Here is a 15,230-nt window from a genome sequence, read left to right as displayed (position 1 = left end):
GGGTCCAATGGGACCCGGGGCGCCGCCTTTTGCGTTTCCGCCTACCTGGTTCTGGATTCTTGGTCGTGCGGCTGCCGCAGCCCCGCGATGAGGAGGGCGACGAGGCGGCGGGCGTCGTAGCGGGGGTCGCTCTCGGCGCCGATGCAGAGGTTGCCGATGCCGCGCATGAGTTGGTACGCGTCGAGGTGGAGGTCGGCGGGGATCTCGCCGGAGGCGACGGCGGCGTCGAGGAGCTGGGTGCACACCGGCACGAGCCGCTCGAGGAAGTAGGCGTGCAGGGCCTCGAAGCCGGGGCCGTCGCCCTGCATGGCGGCGGCCAGGCCGTGCTTGGTGACCAGGAAGTCCACGAACTGGTCGACCCACCGCGCCAGGGCGGCGTGGGGTGTCGGGCTGCCGGCCAGCAGGTCGGGGCCGGCTTCGGCGCAGGCGTCGACCTGGTGGCGGTAGACGGCGATGACGAGATCGGCGCGGGTGGGGAAGTGCCGGTAGATCGTGCCCATCCCGACGCCCGCGCGGGCCGCGATGTCGCGGACGGGCGCGTCGACGCCCGAGGCGACGAAGGCCGCGGCCGCCGCCTCCAGCAGGGTCTGCTGGTTGCGCTGGGCGTCCTTGCGCTTGGACCTGGCGCTGCTTCCCGGGGCTTGGGTCTGGCCCTGGCCGTTGTCGGTCACCGCGGCACTCCTTCCGTGGGTGGGTCTTGCGAAGCGGAACAGTGTTCCGTATCGTTAACGGAGCGACGTTCCGTTTCATTCATGGTACCGACTACGGAGGCACCTCCATGTCCGAAACATCGACGACCACGGTGGTATCGGCGAAGCCGGTGCTCTTGCCCGCATCGAGGGGCCGGGGCGAGGACCTCCAGGTCCGCGTGTCCGCCCCCGCGACGGGTCGAGACCTGCCGGTCGTCGTCCTCTCGCACGGCTTCGGCTCGTCGATGGACGGCTACGCACCGCTGGCGGATCACTGGGCGGCGCACGGCTTCGTGGTCGTCCAGCCGACGCACCTAGATTCCCGGACACTCGGCATCCCGGCCGAGGACCCCCGTACACCGCTGATCTGGCGCATCCGTGTCGAGGACCTCACGCGGGTGCTGGACGGCCTCGACGCGCTGGAGGCCGCCGTCCCGGGCCTGGCGGGACGCGTCGACCACGAGCGCGTGGCGGTGGCGGGCCACTCCTGGGGTGCTCAGACGGTGAGCACGCTCCTGGGCGCGCGCGTCCTCGACGCCGACGGCGTACCGGGGGAGGACTTGTCCGACCCCCGGGTCAAGGCGGGTGTGCTGCTCGCGGCGACGGGCCTGGGCGACGACCTGACCCCGTGGGCGGCGGAGCATTTCCCCTTCATGAGGCCGTCGTTCACCACCATGACCACGCCGGCCCTGGTCGTCGCCGGTGACAAGGACCAGTCCCACCTGTCCACCCGCGGACCGGACTGGTTCACCGACCCGTACACGTACAGCCCGGGGCCCAAGAGCCTGCTCACGCTGTTCGGTGCGGAGCACTCGCTCGGCGGCATATCCGGCTACGAGGTCGCCGAGACGACCGACGAGAACCCCGCGCGCGTGGCCCTGATCCAGCGGCTCACGACGGCCTACCTCCGGGGCGCCCTCAGCGGCGAGGACGCGGGGTGGAAGGCGGCGGTCACGGCGCTGGAGGAGGACCCCAGCGCGCTGGGGACCTTGCGGAGCAAGTAGCGGCAAGTTCCGCGACGCGAAAGGACACATGATGATCCTCGTCACCGGAGGACTCGGCTTCATCGGATCCCACACCGTGCGCGCCCTGCTCGACATGGGCGAGGAGTGCGTGGTGGTCCAGCGCCGAGCCCGCGAACTCCCGGCCGTTCTCGCGGACGCGCGGGTGGTGGTGGAACAGGCCGACGTCACCGACCTGGACGCCCTGCTCGCGATCGGCCGCCGCCACGCCATCACGGACATCGTGCACCTGGCGGGCTCGTACCCCTGGGCCCCGGCCCCCGAGGCCCCGGTCGAGGCGACGCGCACGGCACTCGGCGGGCTGCTGAACATCGTGCGGGCGGCGCAGGAGTGGGGCGTACGGCGGCTGGGCGTGGCCAGCACGATCGGGGTCTACTTCGGCGCGGAGGGCAGCGGACCCCTGCGTGAGGACGCCACGCTGTCGATGAGCGCGTCCGTCTCGATCCCGACCTTCAAGAAGGTCGGCGAACTGCTGGCCGGATACCTCGCGGACACCACGGGCATCGACATCGTCAACTACCGGATCTCCGGCACCTGGGGCCCGCTGGGCCATCCGGATCCGTTCTTCGCGGCACCCGCGCTCATCCACGCGGCGGCCCGCGGCACGGCCCTGGACCTCTCGCACATGATGGGCCCGGCCTTCGCCGAGGACGGCCTCGACCTCACCTACGTGAAGGACACCGGGCGGGCGATAGCTCTCCTCCAGCGCGCGGACCGCTTGAACCACCGCACGTACAACGTCGGTTCGGGCAAGTCCACGACCAATGCCCAACTCGCCGAGGCGATCAGAAGGACGGTCCCCGACGCCAAGGTGGACCTCCCCACGGGAGGCGCCGCGCCCCACCTGGTCCTCGACATCAGCCGCCTGACGGCAGACACCGGCTACCAGGCGGAGTACGACACCGAGCGCGCGGCCGGCGACTACATCGCGTGGCTACGCGCGGGCAACGAGAACTAGAACTGACCCGCGAAGTCGGCCCAGGCGGTGGGGGAGACGGAGAAGACGGGGCTGCCCTCGGCGAGCTTGGAGTCGCGGACGTGGATGGCGGCGGGGTGGGCGGCAACCTCGACGCAGTTACCGCCTTCGTCGCTGCTGTAGCTCGACTTACGCCAGTTGTACGCGACTTCGAGGCAGTTGCCGCCTTCACTCCCGCTGTAGCTGGACTTGAACCACGAAAGCTCTGCTGCGCTCATGTCTCTCCTGCCAGACGATCCAGCAGGCCCTTGGTTTCCTCTGGCGTGAGGGCCTGTGATCGCAGCATTCCATACTTCAGCTGAAGGATCGCGACCTCGTCCGGGTCATCGATGAGGAAGCTGACCCGCTGCCCTTCGACGTAGGCGAGGTGCTGATGTTCGGGCGTCTCCAGCAGCACCATGGGGCCCGCGAGCCCCGCGTGAGTGGTGCGATTCTTCGGAATCACCTGGATCGCGAGGAAGGCCAGGTCGGCCATGGCCCGCAGATGTCGAATCTGCTCGCGCAACACGTCCTTCCCGCCGATGGGCTTCTCAAGGATGGATTCGTCGAGGAGGAAGGTCATCATCGGAGGCCACGGCTGGCGCTCGAAGATGCGATGCCGGTCGATCCGGCCGAGCAGCCGCTCTTCGGCCTCCTGCTCGGTGATGGGCGGATAGAGGCAGTCGAAGACCGCTCGGGCGTACTCGGGCGTCTGGAGCAGGCCCGGCACGACCTGATTCTCGTACGAGTGAATGGACAGCGCCAGCGCCTCCAGGTCGATGAACTCCTGCGCGAACGCCGGATACCGCTCCCGCTGCGGCACCTTCCCCACCGCCGCCGTCAACGCTCCCTTCGTGCCGAGGAGTTCGTCCATCTCCTCCGCGAGCTTCAGGCGCAGCGGCCGGCGGCCCTGCTCGATCGAACCAAGCGTCTCCAGGCTGATGCACACCTGTGAGGCGAGTTCGGGCTGTGTCAGGCCCGTGTGTTGCCGGTAGAGGCCGACGAGCGCGCCGACGACCTCCCACGAAGGGACCTTCTTCTTCGACTTCTTTCCTGGCTGCATGGGCACTGCTTTCCCCGCCCTGTGCGTACGCGACGCCTTTCACTCCCGTACAAAGAATTTGTACGGGTTCCCTCCCTGGGGCGCATGAGGCGTGAGTCGCCATCGTGGCGTCATGACCGACCAACTCACCGTCCACCACCAGGCGTTCTTCCGTCGTGAGCGCCGATCTGTCCCGCTGGCACGCGCCTTCACGCGCACCGTTCTGGCCGAATGGGGCGTGGACGCCCGTGCGGATGACGTACTTCTGTGCGTGAGCGAGCTCGCCACCAACGCCCTTCTCCACGGCGTCCCACCCGGCCGTGGTTACGCCCTCCACCTCGCCCTCAACGACCCTGACCTCTCCACTCTCCGCATCGAGGTCCACGACAGCGGCGACGGCACTCCGGCCGTACGGGAGCCCGACCTCGGCGAGTCCGGGCGGGGGCTGCTCCTCGTCGCGGCGCTGGCCGACCGTTGGGGTGTGGGGGAGCGGAGCCCCGGCAAGGTCGTCTGGTGCGAGTGGGACGGACTACGGCGTGGGAAGGCCACGGGTCGTGGCGTCGACCTTTGCTCCCGCCAGCTTCGCCCCGGCGAGCTTCGCCCCGCGCAGGTCGGCGCCACGGAGGTCGGCGCTGCCGAAGTCCACGTACCGCAGGTCCGCGCCGCGCAGGTCGGCCCGGCGGAGGTCGGTCCCCGTCAGCGTGGCGGGGGTGTCGGACCAGTCGCTCGCGGTGCTCAGGTCCGCGTCCCGCAGGACGGCCCCGGCGAGGTTCGCGCGGGTCAGGTTCGTTCCGGCGAGCAACGCCCCGCGCAGGCTGACGCCACGGAGGTCCGCGCCGGTCAGGTTCGCTTCCGTGAGCTGGGCGCCGGTCAGGTCGGCGTTCCGCTCGCTGGCCGTGTTCTGGGCGTCCTTGCTCAGGATCGCGGCCCGGAGGTCGGCGAGGTTCAGGGAGGCGGCCGTGAAGTTCGAGCCGACGAGGGTCGCGTCCCTGAAGTTCGCCGAGTTGAGGATGGCTTGGGTCAGGTCGGACTCGACCACGCTCGCCTCTGCCAGATCGGCGTCCTCCAGGAACGCCCCGCGCAGGTCGAAGAGGGAGAGGTTCGCCCCGCGCAGGTCGGAGCCGGTCAGGTCCGCGTTGCGGAAGTTCCGTAGGGCCAGCTGGTCTTTGCCGAAGAGGGGCAGTGTGCCGGTCGAGACTCCGCGCAGGTCCACCTCGTGCAGGTCCGTGATGGGGAGGTCCTCCTCGCGGGTGCGGTTGGCGAGCACGGTGAGTACCGCGTTCACGTCGGCGGGCGGTGTGGGTGTCTCGTCCGGCCGTGCGGGTGGCTTGCGGGTGGCGGGTGCCCGGTCGCGGACGTACGCGGAGAGTACGGAGGTGACGGCGGGTTCGTCGCGCGGGGAGTCCTGCGCGATGCGGCCCAGCGCGTAGATGCCGCCCAGGCGCACATGCAGGGACGGCGCACCGAGGTTGTCGATCGCGGCGTTGAACCGGCCGGTGATCTGGCCCTGCTCGGAGATCCGGAGTTCCTTGCCGGCCTGACCCACCTGCAGCCAGGTGAACAGGACGGCGATCAGCGCGGCCAGTCCCGGCAGGGCCGAGACGGCCACGGTCCACCACGGCGCCCGCCCCGTACTCCGCCGGTCGCTTCCCGCCTGCGGCCCCCTGGCCGCGCGGCGGTGCGCGACCAGTCGGAGCCGCCTCAGATCAAGTTTCCTCCGCACCCGGTCATGGCACACCAACCCCAGGTGTCAGGGCGTTCCGCCACGCTGACGGAGCGTCCGCAGGGTGAACGCGGCGCCGGGGGACGCGTAATCGACCGGGCCGTCGAAGCGGGTCGAGGCGCGGGTCACCGCCTCCTCCGGGGTGAGGAACCGGCCGACGTGCGTGACGATCAGCCGGCCCGCCCCGGCCGCGCGGGCCGTGTCGCCGGTGTCCTCCGGTGTGTGGTGCACCTGCTCGCCCCCGGCCGGCGGCTGCGTGCTCTCCGCCTCGCACAGCAACGCGTCGCAGCCCTCGGCCAACTCCGTCAGGCTCGGGCACGGTGCGGTGTCGCCGGAGTACACCAGTGCCCCTCCCGCTCCCTCGACGCGGAGGGCGAACGCCGGGATGCCGTGCGCCACCGCCCGGCTGGTCAGCCGAAGCGAGCCGACGTCGGCCCGGTGTCCGTCGTACAACTCGGTCACGGCGAAGGCGGATTCGACCGGGCTGCGGTCGGCCGTGTTGGTGAGGAATCCGGCCAGCCGGTCGGCGATGCCCGGCGGGCCGTAGAGCGGGATCGGTGCAGACAGGCGGATGTCCGCGTACAGGAGGCCGTAGTACGCGGTGAGCAGGTCCGCGCTGTGGTCGGCGTGCAGGTGGGAGATCCAGATGGCGTCGAGTTCGTCCAGTCGTACGTGCCGCTGGAGCGGGCCGAGCGTGCCGGTGCCCGCGTCCACCCAGATCCGGGTGTCACCGGTTGACACCAGGTAGCCCGAGCACGGGTTGTAGACGCTCGGGTACGGCGTCGCGGAGCCGAGGACCGTCAGGCGCAGCTCATCAGTCATCCCGGGATCCTAGAACGCGTGATCCACAGCGCCACGGTGGTGACCGCGCGCTGGGCCGGGTGCGGTCGCTGTCGGACTTCTCGTGACCGGTATTTGGACGTTCTTCGTCGCGTCGGCGTCAGGTCTTCTCTCCGTCACCCGGCCTCACTACCGTCCCCCAGGTACCACCCAATGGCTCGATGACGAACCATTGGCCGTCGACTGGAGGTCGGTCTTGTCCCCCGAGAAGTCCCGGATGTCCCGCCGCAAGGTGCTCGCCCTGGGCGGAGGCGCGCTCGGCGCCGCGGCTGCCGGCTCGCTGCTCCCGCCGTCGCTCCAGGAGGCGATCGCCGCGGGGCCGCCGGCCGGGGGCATGTCGGCCGTGCGGCACGTGGTGATCCTCATGCAGGAGAACCGTTCCTTCGATCACTACTTCGGCACCCTCCGCGGGGTCCGCGGCTTCGGCGACCGCAACGCGATCGAACTGCCCTCCGGCAAGCCCGTCTTCGAGCAGCCCGCCGCCCTCGGACGGACCGTGCTGCCGTTCCCGATCCGGGGCGCCGCCGCGACGCAGGCGAAGGACCTCCAGTACATCGGCGACCTCGACCACTCCTGGAGCGGCGGCGCCAAGGCCTGGCACGAGGGCTGGATGGACGGCTGGGTCTCCGCCAAGACCGCCGCCACGATGGCGTACTACGACCGCCAGGACATCCCGCTCCACTACGAGCTCGCGGACACCTTCACCATCTGCGACGCCTACCACTCGTCCACCCACACCTCGACGAGCCCCAACCGCAACCACCTGTGGTCCGGCTGGACCGGCTACGAGGCCGACGGCAGCCGTGCCGTCACCAACGCCGCGTACGCCGAGGGCACCCACCCCGGCTACTCCTGGCCCACCTACGCCGAGCGCCTCGAAACGGCCGGGCGGAGCTGGAAGACGTACACGGAGTGGGAGAACTTCACCGACAACAACATCGAGTTCTTCACCTCCTTCAAGAAGATCGCCCGCAAGGCCCTCGCCCCGACCGGCGGGCACACCTTCATGGAGTCCTTCTACGCCGCCGTCCGCGATACAGAGGACGTGACCGAGCGGACTCGGCTGCTCGCCGCTCTGGAGGACGGTGTCGCCACGCTCGGCGCCGCCGAGCGCTCGCTCTTCGAGCGCGGGCTTCGCCGGGTCGAGACCGGGAAGCTCGCCGACGCCTTCCGCGCCGACGTCGCCGCGGGGACGCTGCCGGAGGTCTCGTACCTCGTGCCGTCCGCGATCGACTCCGAGCACCCCGGCTCCTCCTCGCCGATCGCCTCCGCCTCCCTCGTCTACAAGGTGCTCGACGCCCTCGGCGCGCACCCGGACGTCTGGCGCCACACCGTCGTGCTGATCAACTACGACGAGAACGACGGCTTCTTCGATCACGTGCCGCCGCCCGTCCCGCCCGCCGACAACACGGACGAGCGCTGGAAGGGCCTGCCCACCGGCCTCGGCATCCGCGTCCCGATGCTCGTTGTCTCGCCCTGGTCGCTCGGCGGCTACGTCTGCTCCGAGACCTTCGACCACACCTCGGTGATCCGCTTCCTGGAGAAGCTCACCGGCATCAAGGAGCCCAACATCACCCCGTGGCGGCGGGCCGCCGTCGGCGACCTGACCTCCGCCTTCGACTTCCGGCGCACCCACCGGCAGCCCGACGTGGCGGAGCCCGGACCGATCCCGCCGTTCTCCGGCCGCTGGCGGCCGCAGCCCCCGCTGGTCCAGACGATGCCGGTCCAGGAGCCGGGCAGCCGCCCCGCCCGGCCGCTGCCGTACCAGCCGGACGCCGAGGCGCGGGTCGGCGCCGGCGGGATCACCGTCGACCTCAAGAACTCCGGGAAGGGCTCCGCGCACTTCGCGCTGTACCCGTACGCCGGCGAGTTCACCGTCCCCCAGCACCGCGATGTAAGGGGCACGGCACAGTGGGCGGTACCCCTTACGCGTGATCATTACCGGTTCACGATCACCGGCCCGAACGGCTTCCGCCGCGAGTTCGAGGGCCCGGCGGCGGGCGGCGCCGAGCTCGCCTCGCACATCGACCACCATGACCGCGACCTGCATCTCACCGTACGGAACACGGGCTCCGCGCCGGTCTCCTTCACCGTCCGCCCGCTCGGCTACGTGGACCCCGAGGACCTCGGCGACCTGCGCGACTGGAGCCGTACGGTCACGGTGAAGCCCGGCCGCAGCCGTACCCTCGTGCACTCGGCCGCCGACGCGCACGGCTGGTACGACGTCGAGGTGACCGCCCCGGGCGGCTTCCGCCGACGGCTCATGGGACACATCGAGAACGGACGGGCCAGCGTCTCCGGCTGACACCCCTCGTACGCGGCGTCCGCGCGGGGCCCGGGTCCAAAGGCCCGAGCCTCCGCGCGGAGCTGTGAGTATCGACACGAATGGGGCATTTGATCTTATTGGGCTGCGACAGTGGCCTCATCTAGGTCATGTGTTCTTTTCGGGCTGTTCCCCGGCAAAGATCCACGAACCACCACCAGGGAGTACGTCCTTTGGCAGCCATCGCACGGTGGTGCATCAAGCACCGCCTCGTCGCCGTCCTGCTCTGGCTCGTCGCTCTCGGCGGCGCTGTCGCCGGAGCGTCGGTCGCCGGCTCCGCGTACTCCAACGACTACGAGGTCCCCGGCACCGAGTCCGGCCGCGCCACCGCCCTCCTCGAAAAGGGCTTCCCCGGCAGCGGCGGCGACGGCAACACCATCGTGTGGCACACCGACAAGGGCACCGTCCGGGCCGCCGGCGTCGAGCAGCGCATGACCGAGGCGCTCGACGAGGTCGCCGAACTCCCCGGCATCGCCTCCGTGGCCTCCCCGTACGGCCCCGGGCCCGCCGCCCAGGCACAGATCAGCGAGGACGGGCACACCGCCTACGCGGCCGTCACCTTCCACGAGCAGGCCGACGACATCCCGAAGTCCCAGGCCCAGGCCCTCGTCGACACCGCCCGCTCCGCCGGGGGCGAGAACCTGCAGGTCGAGCTCGGCGGCAGCGCCGTCGCCCTCACCGAGGCCTCCGGCGGCCATGTCGCCGAGGCCGTCGGCGTCGCCGTCGCGGCCGTCGTGCTCTTCCTCGCCTTCGGCTCGCTCGCCGCCTCCGCGCTCCCCATCGCCACCGCGCTCGTCAGCGTCGGCATCGCGTACTCCGGGATCGCGCTCCTCGGCCATGTGATGACCGTGGCCGACTTCGCCCCGATGCTGGGCATGCTCGTCGGCCTCGGCGTCGGCATCGACTACGCGCTCTTCATCGTCACGCGCCACCGCAAGGGCCTCAAACGCGGGCTCTCGGTCGCCGAATCCGCGGAGATCGCCGTCGCGACCACGGGCCGTGCCGTCGTCTTCGCCGGGGCGACCGTCTGCATCGCGCTGCTCGGCATGCTGATCCTGCGCCTCAGCTTCCTCAACGGCGTCGCCATCGCCGCCTCGCTGACCGTCGTCCTCACGGTCGCCGCGTCCGTCACCCTGCTGCCCGCACTGCTCTCCCTGATCGGCATGTGGGCGCTCTCGCGCCGCGAGCGGCGGCAGCTGGCCGAGCACGGGCCGCAGCCCGAGCTGCCGACCGGCTTCGCCGCCCGCTGGTCCGCCTTCGTGGAGCGCCACCCCAAGCTGCTCGGCGTGGTCGCCGTCGCCGTCATGGCCGTCCTCGCCCTGCCGACCTTCTCTCTCCACCTCGGCACCTCCGACCAGGGCAACGGCCCGGCCACCTCGACCACCCGACAGGCCTACGACCTGCTCGCCGACGGCTTCGGGCCCGGCGTCAACGGGCCGCTCACCCTCGTCGCCCAGATCGACGGCGCCGACGACCGCGTCGCGCTCGGCGAGCTGCCGGCCGCGCTCGCGAACACCAAGGGCGTCGAGTCGGTCTCCCCCGTCACGTACAACAGCGCCGGTGACACCGCCGTCCTGACCGTCGTACCGGACTCCTCGCCGCAGTCGAAGGCCACCAGCGAGCTGGTCGACCGGCTGCGCACGGACGTCCTGCCCACGGCCGAGCGCGGCACGTCGCTCGACGTGCACGTGGGCGGCGTGACCGCCTCGTACGACGACTTCGCCGAGATCATCGTCGGCAAGCTGCCGCTCTTCGTGGGCGTCGTCATCGCGCTCGGCTGTCTGCTGCTCCTGGTCGCCTTCCGCTCGATCGGCATCCCGCTGAAGGCCGCGCTGATGAACGTGGCGGCCGTCGCCTCGGCCTTCGGGGTCGTCGTCGCGATCTTCCAGTGGGGCTGGGGGAGCGAGCTGCTCGGGCTCGGCAGCGCGGGCCCGATCGAGCCCTTCCTACCGGTGATCATGGTGTCCGTGCTCTTCGGGCTCTCCATGGACTACCAGGTCTTCCTGGTCAGCCGGATGTACGAGGAGTGGCTGGAGACCGGCGACAACCGGCGGGCGGTCCGGGTCGGGCTCGCCGAGACCAGCCGTGTGATCAACTCGGCGGCGGTCATCATGATCTCCGTCTTCCTCGCCTTCGTGCTCTCCGGCGACCGGGTCGTCGCGATGTTCGGCATCGCCCTCGCGGCGGCCGTCGCCCTGGACGCCTTCGTCCTGCGGACCCTGCTCGTACCGGCCCTCATGCACATGCTCGGCGGCGCCAACTGGTGGCTGCCGCGCTGGCTCGACCGCCGCATGCCCCGCATCAGCATCGAGCCGCCCGAGAGCAGGGCCGCCGCCGACGCGCGGGACGCGGAGGTGGCGGGTGCCACGATCCCCGCGCAGCGTGTGACGGTGGACGCGGTGGACGAGAAGGCGTCTTAAGACACTTCTCATACGCGGCACCTAGCGTGCGGCGTATGACTATCAAGACGGAGAAGACGACCACCGAGCCCGCGGAGACCACCGAGGCCGACGAGACGGCTGAGAAGGCTGAGACGGCTGAGCCTGAGCTGGTCGAGGACGAGCTCGACGAGGACCTCGACGACGACAGCGAGGAGATTCCCGTCGCCCCCGCCGGTGACGGGATCGGCGCGGGCGCCGCCGCCGTCGTCTCCGCCGGGCTCGGGCTCGCCGCCCTCACCGGCACCTGGGTGGGCAAGGTCAGCAGCGAGCGCGAGACGCTCATCGGCCAGATCAAGGCCCAGGGCGGCACCGCCGCCCAGCAGATCAACGAGATCTACGCCGACGCCTGGCACGCCACCGCCCTCGTCAACGGGGTCTTCGCCTTCCTCGGCCTCATCGTCGCCGTACTCGTCCTCACCCGCCCCCGGCGGCCCGCGTGGGTCGGTGCGGTGGCCGTCGCCGGCGCGGTCCTGGGCGGCATCGGCATGTTCCTGTCGGCGGGGATGTACTTCGACCTGTTCCTGAGTCTCCCGACCGCGCCGACCGCGCCCTAAGGCACCCCCTAGGGCCGGCCTAAGGACCCCCGTACCCCGAACATGCGGCACTCGCCCGATGTGGCCGCACCCCCTGGGCGACGAGAGTAGAGGCATCGCAAGGAGCGATACCGACACCAGGGGAGAACGAGATGTTCGCGTACGAACTGAACCGCCTGCACCACGCCGAGCTCGTCCGTGAGGCCGCCGCCCAGCGCCTGACCCGTCAGGCCGTCACGGCGCGGCGGGCCGCGAAGGCCGCCGCCGCCCGATCCGGCGACCAAGAATCCGAGGGGCGGGTGGGAGAGGCGCGGGACCGTTTCGCCCGGGCCGCGTGACCCCTTGTGGGTGCCAACCCGGACGGCTGTGCGATGCTCGGCGCCGTGGAGACCAGGTCAGTCAGTCCCGTGTTCGTCGGCAGGGCCGGTGAGATAGCCGCCCTGACCGACGCCCTCGTCCGCGCCACCGACGGCGAGCCCCAGGCGCTGCTCGTCGGCGGCGAGGCGGGCGTCGGCAAGACACGGCTCATCGAGGAGTTCGTGGCGGCGGCCTGCGAGCGGGGCGCGTACGTCGCCGTCGGAGGCTGTGTCGAGGTCGGCGCGGACGGGCTGCCGTTCGCGCCCTTCTCCACGGCCCTGCGCTCGCTCAGCCGCCGCCTCCCGGACGAACTGGCCGCCGCGGCCGCCGGGCAGGAGGGCGAACTCGCCCGGCTCCTGCCCGAGCTGGGCGACGTCGGCAGCCACGAGCCGTCCCACGAGGACTCCACCGCGCGCCTCTTCGAGCTGACCGTACGGCTCCTGGAGCGCCTGGCCGACGACCGGACGATCGTGCTCGTCCTGGAGGACCTGCACTGGGCCGACGCGTCCACCCGGCACCTCCTCTCGTACCTCCTGCGCACGCTGCGCCGGGGCCGGATCGTGGTCGTCGCCACCTACCGCTCCGACGACATCCACCGCCGCCACCCGATGCGCCCCCTGCTGGCCGAACTCGACCGGCTGCGGACCATCCGCCGCATCGAACTCGCCCGCTTCACCCGCGCCGAGGTGCGCCGCCAGCTCACCGGCATCCTGGCCGCCGAACCGGACGCCGGACTCGTCGACGAGGTCTTCGACCGCTCCGACGGCAACGCCTTCTTCGTCGAGGAGCTCGTCGTCTCCCACGAGGCCGGCTGCGCCGTCGGCTCCCTCAGCGACTCCCTGCGCGACCTGCTGCTCGTCCGCGTCGAGACGCTGCCCGAGGACGCCCAGCGGGTCGCCCGGACCGTCGCCGAGGGCGGCTCCACCGTCGAGTACGCGCTGCTCGCCGCCGTCGCACGGCTCTCCGAGGACGACCTGATCGAGGCGCTCAGGGCCGCCGTCGGCGCCAACATCCTGCTCGCCGTCCCCGACGGCGACGGCTACCGCTTCCGGCACTCCCTGGTCCGCGAGGCCGTCAGCGACGACCTGCTGCCCGGCGAACGCTCCCGGCTCAACCGGCGCTACGCCGAGGCGCTGGAGGCCGACCCCACCCTCGTCCGCGCCGACGAGCGCGTGACCAGGGTCGCCACGTACTGGTACCACGCCCACGACCCCGCCAAGGCGCTGCCCGCCGTGCTCCGCGCCTCCGTGGAGACCCGCAAGCGCTATGCCCACGCCGAGCAATTGAGCCTCCTCGAACGGGCCATGGAGCTGTGGGACGAGGTCCCCGCCGAGGTCCGCGACTCGCTGCGGCCCATCGACTACGTCGAGGCCTACCCCGCGTGCGGCTGCGACCCGGCGACCACCCCACTGCGCTACCTCGACCTCCTCGCCGAGGCCGCCATCGCCGCCCGCTTCTCCGGGGAACGCGAACGCGCCCTGAAGATCGGCAAGATGGCGCTGCGGCTCCTCGAAGAGGAGGGCGAGGACCGCGACCCGCTGCGGAGCGCCTGGTTCTGGACCGAGCGCTCCCGCATCATGTCGAGCCTCGGACGGTCCGACGGCTGGGCCGAGATCGCCACCGCCCAGAATCTCGTCAAGGGGCTGTCGCCGTCCGCCGTCCACGCCGTCGTGCTCACCGTGGCAGCAGGCTGGGGCATGCTCCACCGGCCCGGTCCCGAGAGCCTCGCCGCCGCCGAACGTGCCGTCGAATACGCCCGGTTGGTCAAGGCCGAGGCCATCGAACTCGGCGCCCGGGGCACCCTCGGCACGCTGCAGGTCGCGGCCGGCTCCCTGGAGGAAGGGCTCGCCTCGATGCACGAGGTGCGCGACCGCACCCTCGCCCTCGGCCTCTATCACGAGTGTTCCCGCACCCACGTCAACCTCTCGTCCAGCCTGGAGAGCCTCGGCCGCTCCCGTGAGGCCCTCGACATCACCGAGGACGGCCTCCGCCTCGCCGGAGCCCATGGCCTCCTCGACAGCCAGGGCTGGATCCGCGCCAACCAGGCCGAGTCGCAGTTCTCCCTCGGCCTCTGGGACGAGACCCAGCGCAACGGCGAGTGGCTGGAGCGCGCCGGACGGAGTTCCAAGCCGCGCGGCTCCGCCGCCCTCCGGCTGGCCCAGCTCGCCGTCGCCCGAGGTGAACTGACCGTGGCCGCCACCCAGTTGGCCAATGCCGCCGAGCACTTCGGCAAGGCCGACCCGATGCCGCAGTACACGATCCCGATGCAGTACGTGGCCGTGAGCATCGCCGCCGGAAGCGGGCGGATCCACGAGGCCCGGGCCGAACTCGCCGCCGCCGCGGAGACCGGGTTCCCGCCCGGCACCCACCGCGACGCCTGGCCGCTCCTCCTTGCCGCCGCCACCGCCGAGGCCGACGCCCGGGGGCTGCCCGCCGCCGAGGAGGGCCGGGCGGAGTCACTCGCCCTGCTCCGGCGCACCGCCCGGCAGATGGCGACCGCGGCGCCCGTCTGGGAGGCGTACGCCGGCCACACCTCGGCCGAGCTGGACCGCGCCGAGGGCCGCCACCCGGTCGATCGCTGGACCGAGACCGTCGCCGCCTACGAGGCCCTGGAGCGCCCCTACGTCCTGGCCCTCGCCCGGCACCGCCTCGCCGACGCCCTCCTGGCCGAGGGTGGCCGGCGCGAGGAGGCCGCCGCGCTGCTCCGCGAGGCCCACGCCACGGCCGTCCGCCTCGGCGCCCAGCCGCTCCGCGAGGACGTCGAGCTCCTGGCCGCCCGCGCCCGCCTCCCGCTGACCGCCCCGGACCGCGCCCCGGAACCGGGGCCGGGCGACGACGCCTTCGGCCTGACCCCCCGGGAGCAGGACGTCCTGCGGCTGGTCGCCGCCGGCCGCACCAACCGCCAGATCGCCGAGGAACTCTTCATCTCACCGAAGACCGCGAGCGTCCACGTCTCCAACATCCTCGCCAAGCTCGGCGTCTCCAGCCGGGGCGAGGCCGCCGCCCTGGCCCACCGCCTCCGCCTCCTGGAACCGACGCACTAGGCCGGACGCTCCCGCCCTAGGGAGTCTCGTCGTCGCCGTCCCCGCCGCTGCCGTCGCCGTCGCCGTCGCCGTCCCCGTCCTCGTCGCGGACGGTCACCGTCTGCGGCAGGCGTATCAGCACGGCGCCGGAGCTGAGGTCGATGGGCCCGCGCGCGGGGTCCGCGTCGCCCGGGTCCTCCCGGGTCTGCCCCAGCCGCTGCCGCTCGTCCTCGGTGTGCTGACGGCCGGGCGCGAACAGGTCTTCCATCATGTTGAACATTG

At 71.7% G+C, this 15,230-nt stretch carries 13 protein-coding genes and 1 pseudogene; 8 read left to right on the top strand and 6 right to left on the bottom strand.

Features of this window, described 5'->3' with window-relative positions:
* Positions 1-41: 41 nt before the first annotated feature.
* Positions 42-671, bottom strand: coding sequence for a TetR/AcrR family transcriptional regulator (locus ACFWRO_RS23070; protein WP_384512938.1), 630 nt, complete (start codon positions 669-671; stop codon positions 42-44).
* 107 nt (positions 672-778) lie between these two features.
* On the opposite strand from ACFWRO_RS23070, the gene ACFWRO_RS23065 reads away from it, so the two are divergent.
* Positions 779-1,693: an alpha/beta hydrolase family protein gene (locus tag ACFWRO_RS23065; RefSeq protein ID WP_384512937.1), complete on the top strand. Its 915-nt coding sequence runs from the start codon at positions 779-781 to the stop codon at positions 1,691-1,693.
* Positions 1,694-1,721: 28 nt separating this feature from the next.
* Positions 1,722-2,669, top strand: a complete 948-nt coding sequence (locus ACFWRO_RS23060; RefSeq protein ID WP_384512936.1) for an NAD-dependent epimerase/dehydratase family protein — start codon at positions 1,722-1,724, stop codon at positions 2,667-2,669.
* Here ACFWRO_RS23060 and ACFWRO_RS23055 read toward each other — a convergent pair.
* Entirely contained in the window at positions 2,666-2,905 is a 240-nt protein-coding gene (locus ACFWRO_RS23055; RefSeq protein ID WP_384512935.1) for a DUF397 domain-containing protein, read from the bottom strand. The genes ACFWRO_RS23060 and ACFWRO_RS23055 overlap by 4 nt on opposite strands.
* Positions 2,902-3,729: a helix-turn-helix domain-containing protein gene (locus ACFWRO_RS23050; RefSeq protein WP_384512934.1), complete on the bottom strand. Its 828-nt coding sequence runs from the start codon at positions 3,727-3,729 to the stop codon at positions 2,902-2,904. The genes ACFWRO_RS23055 and ACFWRO_RS23050 overlap by 4 nt, the downstream gene beginning before the upstream one ends.
* A 112-nt stretch (positions 3,730-3,841) precedes the next feature.
* Here ACFWRO_RS23050 and ACFWRO_RS23045 point away from each other — a divergent pair.
* Positions 3,842-4,231: pseudogene (locus tag ACFWRO_RS23045) on the top strand (ATP-binding protein); the annotation flags it as partial.
* A gap of 6 nt (positions 4,232-4,237) precedes the next feature.
* Here the strand turns inward: ACFWRO_RS23045 and ACFWRO_RS23040 are convergent.
* Positions 4,238-5,317: a pentapeptide repeat-containing protein gene (locus ACFWRO_RS23040; protein ID WP_384512933.1), complete on the bottom strand. Its 1,080-nt coding sequence runs from the start codon at positions 5,315-5,317 to the stop codon at positions 4,238-4,240.
* 141 nt (positions 5,318-5,458) lie between these two features.
* A complete protein-coding gene (locus ACFWRO_RS23035) occupies positions 5,459-6,253 on the bottom strand; it encodes an MBL fold metallo-hydrolase (protein ID WP_384512932.1) in 795 nt (264 codons plus the stop codon).
* Positions 6,254-6,488: 235 nt separating this feature from the next.
* On the opposite strand from ACFWRO_RS23035, the gene ACFWRO_RS23030 reads away from it, so the two are divergent.
* The 5 genes from ACFWRO_RS23030 (at position 6,489) to ACFWRO_RS23010 (ending at position 14,969) form a co-directional block, all read left to right on the top strand.
* Positions 6,489-8,576 carry a phosphocholine-specific phospholipase C gene (locus tag ACFWRO_RS23030; RefSeq protein ID WP_384512931.1) on the top strand — a complete coding sequence of 696 codons (2,088 nt, stop codon included), beginning with the start codon at positions 6,489-6,491 and terminating at the stop codon, positions 8,574-8,576.
* Positions 8,577-8,767: 191 nt separating this feature from the next.
* On the top strand, positions 8,768-11,014 hold the full coding sequence (locus ACFWRO_RS23025; RefSeq protein WP_384512930.1) for an MMPL family transporter: 2,247 nt from the start codon (positions 8,768-8,770) through the stop codon (positions 11,012-11,014).
* 35 nt (positions 11,015-11,049) lie between these two features.
* The gene (locus ACFWRO_RS23020; protein ID WP_384512929.1) at positions 11,050-11,589 is read left to right on the top strand and encodes a hypothetical protein; all 540 of its coding nucleotides are present in this window, start codon (positions 11,050-11,052) and stop codon (positions 11,587-11,589) included.
* A 131-nt stretch (positions 11,590-11,720) separates the two neighbouring features.
* Positions 11,721-11,906 carry a hypothetical protein gene (locus ACFWRO_RS23015; protein WP_384512928.1) on the top strand — a complete coding sequence of 62 codons (186 nt, stop codon included), beginning with the start codon at positions 11,721-11,723 and terminating at the stop codon, positions 11,904-11,906.
* A 33-nt stretch (positions 11,907-11,939) separates the two neighbouring features.
* Positions 11,940-14,969 carry an AAA family ATPase gene (locus tag ACFWRO_RS23010; protein WP_384512927.1) on the top strand — a complete coding sequence of 1,010 codons (3,030 nt, stop codon included), beginning with the start codon at positions 11,940-11,942 and terminating at the stop codon, positions 14,967-14,969.
* A 16-nt stretch (positions 14,970-14,985) separates the two neighbouring features.
* Here the strand turns inward: ACFWRO_RS23010 and ACFWRO_RS23005 are convergent, their stop codons facing one another.
* On the bottom strand, positions 14,986-15,219 hold the full coding sequence (locus ACFWRO_RS23005) for a DUF6191 domain-containing protein (protein WP_384512926.1): 234 nt from the start codon (positions 15,217-15,219) through the stop codon (positions 14,986-14,988).
* Positions 15,220-15,230: the final 11 nt, after the last annotated feature.

The sequence above is a fragment of the Streptomyces sp. NPDC058579 genome (genome assembly GCF_042718575.1).
Lineage (GTDB): Bacteria > Actinomycetota > Actinomycetes > Streptomycetales > Streptomycetaceae > Streptomyces.
This window is presented reverse-complemented; position numbering and strand designations above follow the sequence as displayed.

What these genes read in the sequence shown, in the direction of transcription:
- ACFWRO_RS23065 (WP_384512937.1), top strand. Translation starts at nt 779, where the DNA reads ATGTCCGAAACATCGACGACCACGGTGGTATCGGCGAAGCCGGTGCTC.
- ACFWRO_RS23060 (WP_384512936.1), top strand. Translation starts at nt 1,722, where the DNA reads ATGATGATCCTCGTCACCGGAGGACTCGGCTTCATCGGATCCCACACC.
- ACFWRO_RS23055 (WP_384512935.1), bottom strand. Translation starts at nt 2,905, where the DNA reads ATGAGCGCAGCAGAGCTTTCGTGGTTCAAGTCCAGCTACAGCGGGAGT.
- ACFWRO_RS23050 (WP_384512934.1), bottom strand. Translation starts at nt 3,729, where the DNA reads ATGCAGCCAGGAAAGAAGTCGAAGAAGAAGGTCCCTTCGTGGGAGGTC.
- ACFWRO_RS23035 (WP_384512932.1), bottom strand. Translation starts at nt 6,253, where the DNA reads ATGACTGATGAGCTGCGCCTGACGGTCCTCGGCTCCGCGACGCCGTAC.
- ACFWRO_RS23030 (WP_384512931.1), top strand. Translation starts at nt 6,489, where the DNA reads ATGTCCCGCCGCAAGGTGCTCGCCCTGGGCGGAGGCGCGCTCGGCGCC.
- ACFWRO_RS23020 (WP_384512929.1), top strand. Translation starts at nt 11,050, where the DNA reads ATGACTATCAAGACGGAGAAGACGACCACCGAGCCCGCGGAGACCACC.
- ACFWRO_RS23015 (WP_384512928.1), top strand. Translation starts at nt 11,721, where the DNA reads ATGTTCGCGTACGAACTGAACCGCCTGCACCACGCCGAGCTCGTCCGT.
- ACFWRO_RS23010 (WP_384512927.1), top strand. Translation starts at nt 11,940, where the DNA reads ATGCTCGGCGCCGTGGAGACCAGGTCAGTCAGTCCCGTGTTCGTCGGC.
- ACFWRO_RS23005 (WP_384512926.1), bottom strand. Translation starts at nt 15,219, where the DNA reads ATGATGGAAGACCTGTTCGCGCCCGGCCGTCAGCACACCGAGGACGAG.